This is a genomic window from Pedobacter sp. (assembly GCF_041645105.1).
Lineage (GTDB): Bacteria > Bacteroidota > Bacteroidia > Sphingobacteriales > Sphingobacteriaceae > Pedobacter.
In genome coordinates this window covers 617,392-631,684 of sequence record NZ_JBAZQQ010000003.1, presented here as the reverse complement: position 1 = coordinate 631,684, position 14,293 = coordinate 617,392, and the positions used below count along the sequence as shown (strand labels likewise).

General features: G+C 35.9%; 16 protein-coding genes and 1 riboswitch. Of the genes, 7 read left to right on the top strand and 9 right to left on the bottom strand.

What is annotated here, in order from left to right; translation table 11 throughout:
* Positions 1 to 8: 8 nt before the first annotated feature.
* The 3 genes from WC623_RS12715 to thiS are packed head-to-tail and all read right to left on the bottom strand — an operon-like array spanning position 9 to position 2,783.
* Positions 9 to 614 (bottom strand): thiamine phosphate synthase, encoded by a 606-nt coding sequence (locus WC623_RS12715; protein ID WP_372851569.1) that lies wholly within the window; start codon positions 612 to 614, stop codon positions 9 to 11.
* A gap of 36 nt (positions 615 to 650) precedes the next feature.
* Positions 651 to 2,534 carry a phosphomethylpyrimidine synthase ThiC gene (gene thiC, locus WC623_RS12710; protein ID WP_372851567.1) on the bottom strand — a complete coding sequence of 628 codons (1,884 nt, stop codon included), beginning with the start codon at positions 2,532 to 2,534 and terminating at the stop codon, positions 651 to 653.
* Between the two features lie 45 nt (positions 2,535 to 2,579).
* Positions 2,580 to 2,783: a sulfur carrier protein ThiS gene (gene thiS, locus WC623_RS12705; RefSeq protein WP_372851565.1), complete on the bottom strand. Its 204-nt coding sequence runs from the start codon at positions 2,781 to 2,783 to the stop codon at positions 2,580 to 2,582.
* A gap of 61 nt (positions 2,784 to 2,844) precedes the next feature.
* A riboswitch (TPP riboswitch) is annotated at positions 2,845 to 2,932 on the bottom strand.
* A 44-nt stretch (positions 2,933 to 2,976) separates the two neighbouring features.
* Between thiS and WC623_RS12700 the strand changes: the two genes are divergently transcribed.
* Positions 2,977 to 4,221: an MFS transporter gene (locus tag WC623_RS12700; protein WP_372851563.1), complete on the top strand. Its 1,245-nt coding sequence runs from the start codon at positions 2,977 to 2,979 to the stop codon at positions 4,219 to 4,221.
* Between the two features lie 62 nt (positions 4,222 to 4,283).
* Here WC623_RS12700 and WC623_RS12695 read toward each other — a convergent pair whose 3' ends face one another.
* Complete coding sequence (locus WC623_RS12695; RefSeq protein ID WP_372851561.1) at positions 4,284 to 4,625, bottom strand: YtxH domain-containing protein; 342 nt, start codon at positions 4,623 to 4,625, stop codon at positions 4,284 to 4,286.
* A 244-nt stretch (positions 4,626 to 4,869) separates the two neighbouring features.
* Here WC623_RS12695 and WC623_RS12690 point away from each other — a divergent pair, with 244 nt between their 5' ends.
* Genes WC623_RS12690 through WC623_RS12675 form a run of 4 tightly spaced genes read left to right on the top strand, consistent with a single transcriptional unit; the run spans position 4,870 to position 9,308 of the window.
* Positions 4,870 to 6,042: an MFS transporter gene (locus tag WC623_RS12690; RefSeq protein ID WP_372851559.1), complete on the top strand. Its 1,173-nt coding sequence runs from the start codon at positions 4,870 to 4,872 to the stop codon at positions 6,040 to 6,042.
* A 43-nt stretch (positions 6,043 to 6,085) separates the two neighbouring features.
* Positions 6,086 to 6,652, top strand: coding sequence for a DUF1572 domain-containing protein (locus WC623_RS12685; RefSeq protein WP_372851557.1), 567 nt, complete (start codon positions 6,086 to 6,088; stop codon positions 6,650 to 6,652).
* 43 nt (positions 6,653 to 6,695) lie between these two features.
* Positions 6,696 to 8,840, top strand: coding sequence for a prolyl oligopeptidase family protein (locus WC623_RS12680; protein WP_372851555.1), 2,145 nt, complete (start codon positions 6,696 to 6,698; stop codon positions 8,838 to 8,840).
* Positions 8,841 to 8,876: 36 nt separating this feature from the next.
* The gene (locus tag WC623_RS12675) at positions 8,877 to 9,308 is read left to right on the top strand and encodes a nuclear transport factor 2 family protein (protein ID WP_372851553.1); all 432 of its coding nucleotides are present in this window, start codon (positions 8,877 to 8,879) and stop codon (positions 9,306 to 9,308) included.
* A gap of 5 nt (positions 9,309 to 9,313) precedes the next feature.
* Here WC623_RS12675 and WC623_RS12670 read toward each other — a convergent pair whose 3' ends face one another.
* On the bottom strand, positions 9,314 to 9,796 hold the full coding sequence (locus WC623_RS12670; protein WP_372851551.1) for a hypothetical protein: 483 nt from the start codon (positions 9,794 to 9,796) through the stop codon (positions 9,314 to 9,316).
* A gap of 135 nt (positions 9,797 to 9,931) precedes the next feature.
* Between WC623_RS12670 and WC623_RS12665 the strand changes: the two genes are divergently transcribed.
* Positions 9,932 to 10,366: a PepSY-like domain-containing protein gene (locus tag WC623_RS12665; RefSeq protein WP_372851549.1), complete on the top strand. Its 435-nt coding sequence runs from the start codon at positions 9,932 to 9,934 to the stop codon at positions 10,364 to 10,366.
* 15 nt (positions 10,367 to 10,381) lie between these two features.
* On the opposite strand, the gene WC623_RS12660 is transcribed toward WC623_RS12665, so the two are convergent.
* The 3 genes from WC623_RS12660 to WC623_RS12650 are packed head-to-tail and all read right to left on the bottom strand — an operon-like array spanning position 10,382 to position 12,675.
* Complete coding sequence (locus WC623_RS12660) at positions 10,382 to 11,707, bottom strand: sensor histidine kinase (RefSeq protein WP_372851547.1); 1,326 nt, start codon at positions 11,705 to 11,707, stop codon at positions 10,382 to 10,384.
* A gap of 1 nt (position 11,708) precedes the next feature.
* Positions 11,709 to 12,383, bottom strand: a complete 675-nt coding sequence (locus WC623_RS12655; protein ID WP_372851545.1) for a response regulator transcription factor — start codon at positions 12,381 to 12,383, stop codon at positions 11,709 to 11,711.
* A 13-nt stretch (positions 12,384 to 12,396) separates the two neighbouring features.
* A complete protein-coding gene (locus tag WC623_RS12650; protein WP_372851543.1) occupies positions 12,397 to 12,675 on the bottom strand; it encodes a hypothetical protein in 279 nt (92 codons plus the stop codon).
* A gap of 159 nt (positions 12,676 to 12,834) precedes the next feature.
* Here WC623_RS12650 and WC623_RS12645 point away from each other — a divergent pair, with 159 nt between their 5' ends.
* Entirely contained in the window at positions 12,835 to 13,410 is a 576-nt protein-coding gene (locus WC623_RS12645) for a hypothetical protein (protein ID WP_372851541.1), read from the top strand.
* A 76-nt stretch (positions 13,411 to 13,486) separates the two neighbouring features.
* Here the strand turns inward: WC623_RS12645 and WC623_RS12640 are convergent, their stop codons facing one another.
* Positions 13,487 to 14,191 (bottom strand): DUF4397 domain-containing protein, encoded by a 705-nt coding sequence (locus WC623_RS12640; protein WP_372851539.1) that lies wholly within the window; start codon positions 14,189 to 14,191, stop codon positions 13,487 to 13,489.
* Positions 14,192 to 14,293 lie beyond the last annotated feature (102 nt).

Here is a 14,293-nt window from a genome sequence, read left to right as displayed (position 1 = left end):
ATTATACTTTAGTTGAAGTGTTCTTTGTATTTGATTAAAAGTGATTTGAAATTATTAATTGCAGTTTTTTTGTTATTCCAGATAGTACCTAAAACTGCTGTGCCATCAAATCCCAGTTGTTTTATCTCCCGGAGATTTTGATGAGTTATGCCCCCCAATCCGATAATTTTAGTTTTTCTATTCTGATCAGGAAGTATCAAATTAACTTTAGATAGACCAGTATATCCCAGTTTGGATATACTGTTAAATACTGGCCCATAAAAAGTATAATCAAAGCCGTTCAGCTTTTCAAAGTCATTTAATTGATGAATTGAAGTACTTAAGGTATAACCTTTCAGTTGATCAAATTCTTCATTAGAGGTCGCCTTTCTAAGTTGCTCAGGATAATGTAGTCGTTTTATTAATGGAAAAACCTGATGCAAATAGTGGAACTGATGTAAAGCGATTCTGTCATGGTACTTCTCCTTTATTTCAGAAATCAGCTTTTTATGTTCTGAAAGGCCAATACCTGGTTTTCTTAAATGAAAAACACTTAAGCCAGCATCGAATAGCAGATTGATCATTCTACTTTCAGTAGTAAAACAGATTGGTTCAGAAATAACAATTAAAGCCATTTAACAGGAACTTTGAAAAGTGTATAGTTTTTTAGTTTACAGGTAGATTTCACTGCCTTTTTCAGTGAATTCTTTCGATTTGTCGGCCATTCCTTTTTTAATCGCCTCTTGTTCATCAATACCCTGATTTGCCGCATAGGTTCTCACATCTTGTGTGATTTTCATAGAGCAAAAATTCGGGCCGCACATAGAGCAGAAGTGGGCAATTTTGGCACCATCAGCAGGTAGCGTTTCATCATGAAACTCTTTGGCTGTATCCGGGTCAAGAGAAAGGTTAAACTGATCTTCCCATCTAAACTCGAATCTTGCTTTACTCAATGCATTATCTCTGTATTGAGCACCAGGATGTCCTTTAGCCAGATCAGCAGCGTGTGCGGCAATCTTATACGTAATTACACCATCCTTAACATCTTTTTTATTTGGTAAGCCCAAATGCTCTTTAGGAGTTACATAGCACAACATTGCAGTCCCAAACCAACCGATCATCGCAGCACCAATGGCTGATGTAATATGGTCGTATCCCGGAGCAATATCAGTAGTTAGTGGGCCTAAAGTATAAAAAGGAGCTTCAGAACAATGTTCAAGTTGCTTTTCCATATTCTCCTTAATCAGGTGCATCGGTACGTGTCCAGGTCCTTCAATAATAGTCTGGACATCATGTTTCCATGCTATTTTAGTCAGTTCCCCCAATGTTTCCAGCTCACTGAATTGTGCTTCATCATTTGCATCAGCAATACATCCCGGTCTTAACCCGTCGCCCAAAGAAAATGCCACATCATAAGTTTTCATGATCTCACAGATTTCTTCGAAATGCGTATAAATAAAATTCTCTTTATGATGTGCCAGGCACCATTTTGCCATGATAGAACCGCCACGAGATACAATGCCAGTTATTCTTTTTGCTGTTAAAGGTACATAGCGCAACAGTACACCTGCATGGATAGTAAAGTAATCTACACCTTGTTCTGCCTGTTCAATTAAAGTATCTCTAAATAATTCCCATGTTAAGTCTTCCGCTTTACCATTTACTTTTTCGAGTGCCTGATAAATTGGAACAGTACCAATTGGTACAGGAGAGTTACGGATAATCCATTCTCTGGTTTCATGAATGTTTTTACCTGTAGAAAGATCCATAATAGTATCTGCTCCCCATCTACACGCCCATACTGCCTTTTCAACCTCTTCTTCAATAGATGAAGTAACTGCTGAATTGCCAATGTTAGCATTGATCTTTACCAGGAAGTTACGTCCGATGATCATTGGTTCTAGTTCGGGGTGGTTAATATTACATGGAATAACTGCACGTCCTGCTGCTACTTCCGAGCGTACAAACTCTGGTGTAATGTATCCATTTGGTGTATTAGCGCCAAAACTATGTCCTTTATGCTGATGGTTCATTACCTCGTGCTGATCACCTAATTGTTCGTTCAGTAAGTCTATGCGCTGATTTTCTCTGATGGCAATGTATTCCATTTCGGCAGTAATAATGCCTTTTTTAGCATAATGCATTTGCGATACATTCATGCCATCCTTAGCTTTATAAGGCTTATTAAGGTGAGAAAATCTTAAAACATCCAGTTTGTTGTCGGCCAGGCGTTGTTGTCCATAATCAGAGGAAATATGATCCAGTTGTTCAACATCCGCTCTGTTGGTTATCCATTTTTCTCTTAATCTTGGAAGCCCTTCTTTTACATCAATATGGGCATTAGGATCTGTATATGGACCACTGGTATCATATACAGTAACTGGAGGATTAGGTTCTGTTAAACCGAAACCATTATGAATTTTGGTATCGTTCAAAGTGATTTCGCGCATGGCTACACTGATATCGTGTAACTGGCCTTTAACAAATACTTTACGAGAGGCCGGGAATGGACTTCTGCTGATTACTTCTTGGTTTGGAGTCTTTTCAGTTTTCATGTTGTTATACTAAAGGATTTGATTTAAATGATTGAATGGGTTATTTTATCCGCCTTGAGTAGCTTTAATTAACATAACCTGGTCACCATCTTTTAAAAGATGTTCTTGCCAGTCGGATTTTGTAATGATGGTTTGATTAACTGCAACAGCAATGCCTTTAGCTTCGCTATGTAGCATGACAGCAAGCATTTCTGCTATAGTACAGGACTGATTAAATTGATGATTTTTGTTATTTATAGTTATCTCCATAATCTGTAAAAATTTGGAAAACTATAGGAGAAAGCCCATAACGGCTCGAAAAGACAGCAATAGATTTGCTTCTACTTTTCCCTTCGGCAGTACTAACTGCATCAGGTTCAAAGGGTATATCTCAGCGCAAGGCACCCCTAAAGTTTTTTGTAAAGCTATGTTATTATATTCTTAAAGCCAAACTTTTAAAATAATGATGATAATATCTGAGGATTTACCTGATGCTGACACTTCAGTAGAATTCGTCGAAAATGAATTACTAGATTTGCAGTGCAACTATAATGCAATGATTTCTAATACAAAACATCGTTTCTTTCTAAGTCTTTTTTTCTTCATGTCAGGGTTAAGTTTTTCAACCTGGGCATCCAGAATTCCTACTATTAAATCCACTTTTGGTTTCAATGAAGCTGAGTTGGGTAGCCTTTTACTGGCCTTACCTATCGGTTCTTTATTGGGGCTGCCACTTTCCGGCTGGCTGGTTTCAAAATACAATAGCAGGGTTCCGCTAACTGTCGGATATGGCCTCAATGCTTTTTCTCTGGCACTGATTGGTTTTTCTTATAATACCTTTAGCTTGGTTGTTGCTGTTGTCTTATTTGCCTTTACAACAAGGATTTTTAATATTTCTGTAAATACTCAGGCTATAACCTTGCAAAAACGGTTTGATAAGAAAATAATGGGCTCCTTTCATGGTTATTGGAGCATGGGTGGAATAGCAGGTATACTCTTATCAACGCTGTTATTAGAATTAAGCATTTCTATACAACATCATTTTATTGCTGTTGCTATTGCAATGTTATTGATTACGCTATATTCCTATCAGTTTTTACTACATGGAGATAGGGCTAAAACGGGTAATAAGCTGATATTAAGTAAGCCAGATCCTTATATCTTTTATCTTGGTTCAGTTGTATTTCTGTGTGCAATATGTGAAGGTGGAATGTTCGATTGGAGTGGTATCTATTTTCAAGAGATCATTAGAGTAGAGATCTTTACTTACGGTTATCTCATTTTTATGACGTTTATGGCTACGTCAAGATTTCTATCTGATGTTATCATTTCCAGATTTGGGATGCCAAAAACATATATTATGAGTGCGGTGTTTATTATTTCTGGTATTGGGCTTGCCACTATTTTTCCGTATTTCTGGCCCGCTATGATAGGTTTTTCATTAGTCGGCTTTGGTACTGCGGCGATTATTCCGATGTCTTACGCACTGGCAGGCGCTTCAAAAAAGTATTCTGCAGGAATGGCAATTTCTATTATTGCCACTTATTCTATTACAGGGATGTTGCTTGGCCCGCCTTTAATAGGCTATTTGGCGCATGCATTCAATTTAAGGGTATCTTTTATCATTTTTGCACTATGTGGTGCTTTATTAATACCGATTACGAAAATGTTCTTTAAATATCAAAAGCTTTCAAATGAAATAGCTTAGCCATTTTATTTGAAAGCTTCTGTGCTTTTAAATATGTTTTATTGTCCGTTTATCAGATATTTCTAAACATTTTGGATTTTCTCATTTGCTTGGTCTGCCACATCTTTAGCACCTGATTTTGTTTCGTTTTTGAAATCTTCAAATTCCTTACTGATTTCTTGTGCTTTGTTTTTTACATTGTTCTTTGCTGAATTAAAGCCTTCTTTAACAGAATCAGCTGCGTTCATTGCTTTATCGGAAATTCTCTCTCTGATTTTTCTGCCACTATCCGGGGCGAACAACACACCCAATACTCCGCCAATTGCAAGCCCTGCTAATAAAGCCATAATTGCTCCAGATTTATCACTGGATTTGTGCGCTTGCATGTTTGAAAAGTGGTCGGAAATTAATTTTCTATAATTCATAGCTGTTTATTTTAATGGATGAAAACACTTTCATTACTAACTAAACAGATATAGGGTAGTAGTGTTTTGAAAAAAATGAGAAAATCATTTATCTTTTTAACGCTGGATAATTTTGTGATTCTAAATTGCAGGGTAGTTCAATAAAAGTTAACTATAAACTTTTACCTTTTAAAGACTAAACAGGGCTAATTTATTCTCTATTTTTGTATCGTGTATTTTTTACACTAACTATGACAAGAAATAGATGAAAAAAAGTTTACTGGCATTAACCCTAGGTGGTCTTGGGATTGGCATAACAGAGTTTGTGATGATGGGCTTGTTGCCTGATATTGCAAAAGATTTAGCGATAACAATTCCTCAGGCTGGACACTTGATTTCTGCATATGCCTTAGGTGTAGTTATTGGTGCGCCAGTATTGGTAGCCATTGCAGGTAGCTATCCTCCAAAAAAGATATTGATGGCATTGATGTTAATGTTCGTAGCTTTTAATGCTTTTTCTGCTTTCTCACCTGATTATACAACCATGTTTATTGCTCGTTTACTTGCAGGATTGCCTCACGGAGCATTTTTTGGAGTAGGATCAGTAGTGGCCAGTAAGCTTGCCGAAAAAGGAAAAGAAGCGCAGGCGGTATCTTTGATGTTTGCAGGTTTAACAATAGCTAATGTAATTGGAGTGCCCCTGGGTACTTTTATTGGTCATAACTATTCCTGGAGATATACATTTATAATTATTGTTATCGTAGGCCTTATTACTTTATTAAGTTTAAAATTGTGGATGCCTGTATTACCGGCAACAAAAGATAGAGATCTTAAAAAAGAATTGAGTTTCTTTAAACTTCCAGAAGCCTGGTTGATCATACTAATGATTGCTATAGGAACAGGTGGCTTATTCTCCTGGTACAGTTATATCGCACCCTTGCTGACAGATGTAGGTGGTTTTTCTCCAGATTCTATTACTTATGTATTAGTGCTTGCCGGATTGGGAATGATGGTAGGTAATTTTATTGGAGGTAAGCTGGCAGATAAATTTTCTCCTGCAAAGGCTTCTGTATCTTTACTTATAGCGATGGCTATAACTTTGTCAATTGTTCATTTTATCTCTGTCAATCAAACGCTTGCATTAATAATGACTTTTATTACCGGCGCTGTAGCATTCGCTCTTGCTGCACCTATTCAAATGCTGATGATTAAAACTGCAAAAGGATCAGAAATGCTTGCTGCATCTGCTAGTCAGGCTAGCTTTAACATTGGCAATGCATTGGGTGCTTTCTTGGGTGGTTTGCCCTTAGCTGCAGGATATGGTTATACATCACCTGTTGCAGTAGGTGTTCTTATGGCCTTAACTGGTGCTGCATTTGCCTGGATGTTGATTTCTAGAAATAAAAGATTCGCTGTTGCTCCAATAAAACTGAGCTAAGAAATTCGTAATTTTAATGGTGTAAATTCTACGCATTAAAATTATGGAAACAGATTATCTATCAAGTGTAAAAAAGCAATTCGAATATTATAAATTTTTGGGTGATAAGACTATCAATCAGGTTCCTGAAGAAAAACTATTCTGGCAGTATAATGAAGAAAGCAATAGTATTGCTACTATTGTTAAACACTTGTCTGGTAATATGAAATCGCGTTGGACAGATTTTCTTACAACTGATGGAGAGAAAGAGACTAGAAACAGGGAGGCTGAGTTTGATAATGACCTTTATACCAAAGAAGAGGTTCTAAAAGCATGGAATGATGGCTGGAAATGTCTGCTTGATACCATATATTCCCTGAAAAATCAAGATCTTGAAAAAGAGGTTTTTATACGAAATATGGGACATACTGTTATGGAAGCTATTAACCGGCAATTGGCTCATTATCCTTATCATGTCGGACAAATGGTTTTTATTGGCAAAATGATATGTGGCAAAGATTGGGTATCGTTGTCAATTCCAAGAGGACAGTCAGACGTTTACAATGCAGAGAAGTTTGCAAAACCTAAGCATACCGAGCATTTTACTGCAGAATTTATCAAGAAAAAGTAGTGATACTGTCTGTTCAATTTAAAACTAAAGTAATTTATAGCTTATGAAAGTGATAACAAAGAAAGGATTATTAGTTTTGGCTATATTATCGCCAATATTATCCGTGGCACAATTAAAGCAAATACAAAAAGGAACAATGATTTATCCCAAGACGAAGACCGTAGCTATAAAAGATAATTATTTTGGAACAGAAGTAGCAGATCCATATCGCTGGCTGGAGGATGACCGGTCTGAAGAAACTAAGGCCTGGGTTATCGCCCAAAATGCGGTGACACAAAAGTATATGTCACAAATTCCTTATCGGAATGAGATTAAAGAACGATTAACTCATTTAATGGATTATGAAAAGTATTCTCAGCCTTTTAAAGAAGGTGTTTATACTTATTTTTATAAAAATACAGGTTTACAAAATCAAAGCCTGTTGTATCGTCAGAAGGAGGGTGAGGAAGCAGAGATATTTTTAGATCCTAATACTTTTTCTAAAGATGCGACTACTTCGCTTGCTGGGATAGATTTCTCTAAAGATGGTAGTTTATGTGCTTACCAATTGTCTGCAGGAGGTTCTGACTGGACCAGCGTTGTTGTAATGAAAACAGATGATATGTCTGTGGTAGGAGATACATTAACAGATGTGAAGTTTTCTGGAATTGCTTGGCAAGGTAATGAAGGGTTCTATTATTCTAGTTATGATAAACCTGTGGCGGGAAGCCCATTGTCTGGATTAACCCAATATCATAAATTATATTTTCATAAGCTAGGGACATCACAAAAAGAAGATGTATTGATATTCGGTGGCGAAAAAATACCACGTAGATATGTTGGTGCAGGATTAACGGAAGATGAGCGTTACCTGATTATTTCTGCAGCAAATACGACTTCGGGAAATGAGTTGTATATCAAGGATCTTAGACAGCCTGATTCAGAGATAATTTCTGTAGTGGATAATTTTGATCAGAATCATTCAATCATAGACAATATTGGAAGCAAATTATATATCTATACTAATTTAAATGCGCCAAACGGACGTATTGTTACAGTTGATGCTGTTGATCCTAAACCCACAAACTGGAAAGAGCTGATCAAAGAAACCAGCAATGTATTATCTCCTTCAACAGGTGGCGGAAAGCTATTTGCAAACTATATTGTAGATGCAGTGAGCAAGGTTATGCAATATGATATGGAAGGTAAACTGGAACATGAAATTGAACTTCCTGGCTTGGGTACAGCGGTGGGATTTAGCGGTAAAAAAATAGAGAAGGAGATCTTTTATACTTTTACCTCCTATGTTTATCCTACGACAATTTTTAAGTATGATGTAAGCAATGGAAGTTCATTGTTGTACAAAAAATCGGGAGTGGATTTTGACCCTTTGATGTATGAATCAAAACAATTGTTTTATAAATCTAAAGACGGGACCAAGGTTCCTGTGATCATTACTTATAAAAGAGGGATTCTGTTAAATGGCAAGAATCCAACAGTATTATATGGATATGGAGGTTTCAATATTAGTCTTACACCTGCATTTAGCACCTCAGTAGTTTCTTTGTTAGAGCAGGGTGGTATTTATGCTGTGGCCAATTTGAGAGGTGGAGGTGAGTATGGAGAGAATTGGCATGTAATGGGTACGAAGCTGCAAAAGCAAAATGTATTTGATGATTTTATTGCTGCTGCGGAGTTTTTGATTACAGAGAAATATACTTCCAGTGAGTACCTGGCTATTATGGGTGGTTCCAATGGAGGATTGTTAGTTGGTGCTGTAATGACACAGAGACCAGAATTATTTAAGGTAGCTTTCCCTGCAGTGGGTGTTTTAGATATGTTAAGATATCACAAGTTCACTTCAGGTGCAGGCTGGGCTTATGATTATGGTACCTCCGAAGATTCAAAAGAAATGTTCGAATACCTATATAAATACTCACCGGTACACGCATTAAAATTAGGTCTTAAATATCCGGCAACATTGGTCACTACTGCCGATCATGATGATAGGGTTGTGCCAGCACATTCCTTTAAATTTGCCGCAACATTGCAAAAAGATCAAGGAGGTAAGGCTCCTGTTTTAATTAGTATACAGACCAATGCAGGGCATGGTGCTGGAAAACCAACTGATAAAGCTATCGAAGAAATTGCAGATAAATGGGCCTTTATGTTCTATAATATGGGGATAGAATACAAAACAGTACAATAATTTATATTTATATTGGCTTTGCTAAAATAACATACAATGAAACGAACAATCATTCTATTTACATTTACTATTATGAGCTTAATTGCTGCAGCACAAACAAAAGAAGAGACTAAAATTGAAAAATTAACCGAAAAGCTACGTATATCTATGATCAGTGGTAATAAAACTGATCTGGAAAACCTGGTGTGGGATAATTTAACTTATGGTCATTCAAATGGAAAAATCGAAGATAAGGCAGCTTTTGTTCATGCATTGTCGACTAAAAAATCTGATTTTAAAACCATAGAATTATCTGAAATTGCGGTTACAGTAGCCGGAAAGACAGCTATTGTCCGTCATATTTTAAGAGCAGATACAAATGACGGGGGAATTCCTGGTAAAGTTAACCTCGGTATAGTATTGGTTTGGGAAAAAAGAGGAGATGAATGGAAATTACTTGCCAGACGCTCCTTTAAAATCAATTATTAATGATACTATTTTATTCTGCTGAAGAATCTGGGAACATCTCTTTCATCACTTGAGTAAAATTCTAGTTTCTTATCTTTTCCGTATAAATACAGTGAAGGATATTGTTTAGGATGGAAGAGGGGAATGAAAATATGATCACGATCCTGTAATACGGTAACATTCTTCATTGTTTTTAAAGGCTTGGCAAAGGTATCCATAAAGTAATTTACTGAACGGATCTGATCTTGAGTAACCAGGTAGAGGTTAACGTTAATCAATTCGTTGCTTCTTTTAGAAATATTTGTTGCGACTTTTTGGCAATGGTCACAGGTCGCATCAAATAGAATGATCATGGATTTAGTCCCTTTTGGAATAAGATCTGTAGAAAAGTTTCCGCCATCAGTTTTGTAGAATAATGCTTTTGGCATATCAGTTCCAGGAATTGGTTGTTGAGCATTGACTGTTAAAGCGCAAACTGCAATTATTAATGAAAGGAATATTTTTCTCATAGTGATTTGAATAGTTTACTAATATCTGATTCTATTCAAATATTTCTGTCATTTTAATCCAAAATTCTATTTAAACAAATGTTCCATATTTTTGTTGTAGAGTTAATCTCAGTATTAATTAAAGATATAAACTTTATGAAGCAAAAATTATTATTAGCGTTATGCCTGCTTTTTTCAAGTCTGACTTATGCACAGGATATCCCAGTAAGCAGTGTGCCAGCTGCGGTAATGAACTCATTTAAAAAGGCTTTTCCAAATGCGGTTAAGGTTGAGTGGGAAATGAAAGGAGAATTATACAATGCTGAATTTGATGTTAACAGACGTGATCATGAGGTTTGGCTAAATGCTGCTGGTGCAATTGTGAAACACAAACAGGAGGTCAAATCAAGAGAACTTCCAGCTGCTGTTTCTGCAAGTTTGAAAAAGAATTATAAAGGTTTTTGGATTGATGACGTAGATAAATACGAGGTTGGTAAACAGTTTTTTTATAAAATAGAATTGAAAAACCTTACTCAGGAAAAGAATATTGTTGTGGATACAAAGGGTCTTATCGTAAACAAAATTCTATAATATCTTTAGCTATTTTTACTTGCACAGCTCTGGAGGAAATATGATGCGAAAAATGCTTCCTTTATTTACTTCAGAGCTTACACTGATTGCAATTTGCTGTGATACACAAATACTTTTTACAATAGAAAGTCCAAGTCCATGACCTACATTCTCTGTTAGGTTGGTCTTTCTGAAGCGATCGAAAATATAAGGAAGGTCCTCGATACTAATCCCGATTCCTGTATCTTCGAAATTAATTGCATAGGCACCATTAGATTCTATATTATCTGAAATAATTAAACTTCCATTTACTACGTTATATTTTATCGCATTGTTAATCAAGTTGTAAAATAATTGGAATAGCAGGTCCCTGTTTACTTTTTTAATAGATATATGAGTTTTGAGGTTTAGCCTAACGCTAAGTCCTTTTTCCTCAAATCTATGGGTTATCTCTTCAATAGCTTCTCTTATTAGTTCTGCAGGATTTACGATGTCAGATTTTGCAAATTGTTCATTTTCTATCCTTGAAATCAATAACAGCGAGTTTGAAATTTTCTTCAATCTATTTAAGGTTTTCATCATCTCGACGATTTTTAAAGCTTCAGGCTCATTCAAATGCTCATCGCCAAGCATATTCTCCATTTTATTTTGGAGAATACTTATGGGAGTCATCAGTTCATGAGAAGCATTGGCTGTAAATTCACGTTCTTTTTCAAAAGCCTCATTGATCTGGTCTAATAATGTGACTAAAGACGCATCAAGGAATTTGAAATCCTGAGTTGAGGTATTAATGAGAGGAGCATGATTCTTGAAAGGAAACTTACGGTCTACCAGCTTAGATTTAATGATTTTTCCGAGAGGACGAATTAACATCCTTGTAAAGAAAAGATCGAATATCAAACTGATGGCTATAAGACTCAGTAATACATATAGGGCAATACGTTGTAAAGGCTTATTATACTGATTTATACTGGATACAGTCTTTCCTATTTCAAGAAGATAGGATTTATTTTGGAAATTAAATGTGTGCATTAATATCCTGTAATTCAGTGTGTCTTGTTCAATTATACGCTGTTCAGTCTTTATCGTGTCAATTGGCAACCCTTTGTTGGCTGGCTCCAAAGCTATGTATTCTTCTTTTAGCATGGTATAACTACCATAACTGTCATCTCCTTGCAGGTAATGATTTATCCCATTCTTTTTGACTACGTTAATAACCTTATTTTGTTGTCGGCGTAAGGAATAATTAGTGTATTCTGAAACGATACCATCAACCAGAAAAGGCAGGGTAATGATAAACATGAGTACGATAGCTACTTTAGAGCCCGTAATAAAAAGGACTAATTTAGTTGATAATTTCACGTTATTTTTTAATTCTATAACCCACTCCCCGAACAGTTTCAAGGAATTCTGTTGGCGCCCATGCATTTAACTTTTTTCTAATATTTTTGATGTGGGCATCAATATAATTAGAGTCGTAATCGTCGTCAGCAAAGGTACCCCAAATGTGTTCACTAAGCTGCATACGTGTAAGTACACGGTTGCTGTGAAGAAAGAGATAGCTAAGTAAATCAAACTCTTTTCTTGATAGTTCAATTTGTTGTTCATTGAGCAATATCAAACGTTTTTGAAGGTCAAGTTTAAAATCTCCTAATGGTAAGAGTTCTTCCTTTACATTAAATTTTCGGCGTGCAATAGCCTGCATTCTAGATTGTAACTCAAGTAATGAAAAGGGTTTGGGAAGGTAATCATCAGCCCCAAGGTCCAGTCCCGCAATACGATCTTCAAGGTTACCTCTGGCAGTAAGAATGATATATGCCGCATCTGGATTGTGTTTCTTTGCTTGTGGGAGAAGATTTAAGCCATCACCATCAGGTAAGCCAAGGTCCAGCAAGATAAAATCATAAGTGTTGATCTGCATCTTTTCAAGGCCCGCTTTAAAACCATGTGCAAGATCACATATATAGAAAGCCTTTTTTAGAAAGTCTTCTATTTCATAAGCCAGTGTTTTTTCATCTTCAACGATTAAAACTTTCATTTCTGACTAAGGTTTAGTGTCTTCGTTTATTATCCCTCTCAGGTTTTTCTTTTTTCTCTTGTTTTACTTCACCAGGTTTCTGTTGTCTACGAGACTGTGGAACTTCTTTTACTTCGGGTTTTTTACCACCTTTATCTCCCTTGCCACGTTCTTGTCTACCACCTCTTTTATCCTGGTAATAATCAGCTTTTGAGATTATACCAGTAGTTGTTGTGGTAGCAAATGCACCAAAAGGAAGACCTGCGAAAAGCAGAACTACAGTAATGTATCGAAATAGACGAATAATACTCATGGTGTAAATATATAAAGATGAATACAAAGGTGTGTGTTGAATATGAATTTAAGATGAAAAATAAAAAGAATAAATAATCTTAAAATTTCATGTTCATTTCATGTTCAGTGCTGAGATTTGATTTAACAACACACAAATGAAATTTAAAATTACAAGGCTATGAAAAGGTTATTATTATTAGGAATGCTTGGTGTAATAGGATGGTTGCCGTTCCAGGCTAAAGCGCAATTAAGTATAAATGTAAATATTGGTTCACAGCCTTTATGGGGGCCGGTTGGCTATGATTATGTAGATTATTATTATCTACCAGATGTGGAAGCTTATTATCATGTGCCTAACAGACAATTTATATACTTGCAAAATTCCAGATGGATATTTTCGGCTTCTCTGCCATCAAGATATAGAGGTTATGATTTATATAGCGGTTATAAAGTAGTTGTTAATTCAAGAGATCCTTACAGACACTTTGATAGAGATAGGGTTACTTATGCGAGGTATAAAAGCTATAGAGGGCAAAAAGTAATCAGGTATAGCAATGATTCGAGGTACTATGTTGTGAAAGGTCATCCTCATGGAATGTCTCATGGACATGCTAAAAAATACTATTCAAGAGATCATGACAGAGGGCACGATAGATGGGATAGAAATGATCGTAATGATCATCACCGCGACAGAGAGCACAAAGGCCGCGACAGAGATAGAGGGGATAGAGGTCATGGTAGAGGCAGACATTAATAAACACACACACCAAAACCAATAGAGCCTGATCAGTTGATCAGGCTCTTATTTTATATGGATATTTTTATAATTTTTAGTTAGTAAATATTTTACCACCAAAAGGTCTGTCAGTATCTCCTATTAAACCTGCAGCAATTACAGTATATGATTTGCCCGCTTTAAATTCAAAACTTTCCAAATCTTTTGGCTCCATTACAGGCTCTGTACGATTATCTTTTAGTTGAAGGACATAAGATTTAGGATCTATCTCAATAAAAGCACTTGCGGCTTTATAAGATTTAGCAGAAATGATCACATCTCCATCTTTATTCACGAGATTAAGTGAAGGTGCATTTGGAGAAAGGTTAATAAATCTAACGAAGGCTTTAGACGAATTCATGTTCCCCAATGTATCTTTTACAATAAGGTAGTCTATATTAGGAGCTTTATCGATTAAGAAAAGTGAGGTTACACCATTGGTTTCCAATGATATATTTTTTGAAATAACAGGCTCGTTACCAGCAGTTGTAAACTTAATATTATGGTCACCTGGGCTAAGGGGCATATATCCTGAGTTTCCTAAAAAGGCAACAGCTTGTTGGTTTATTTTACTCTGATCTACAAAAATATTGAATGTTGCCAATGTAGGTGAAGTATTTGTAATGTTTAAAAATGTATACTCTTGTGCTGGAGCATTTTCTTTTGAGCAAGACTGGATAGTTAATGCTCCAATTGATAAAAGAGCTAATACACTTAGATTTTTGAATTTTTTAGTCACTGACATTTTAAGTTTGTTCATGTTTATACGATTAGGGTTTGTGAAATTAACTTTAATGTAGACGTATAATGTCATGCTAACGCTACAATTTAATTTAAAAAAACTCGCTACATTTAGGACATT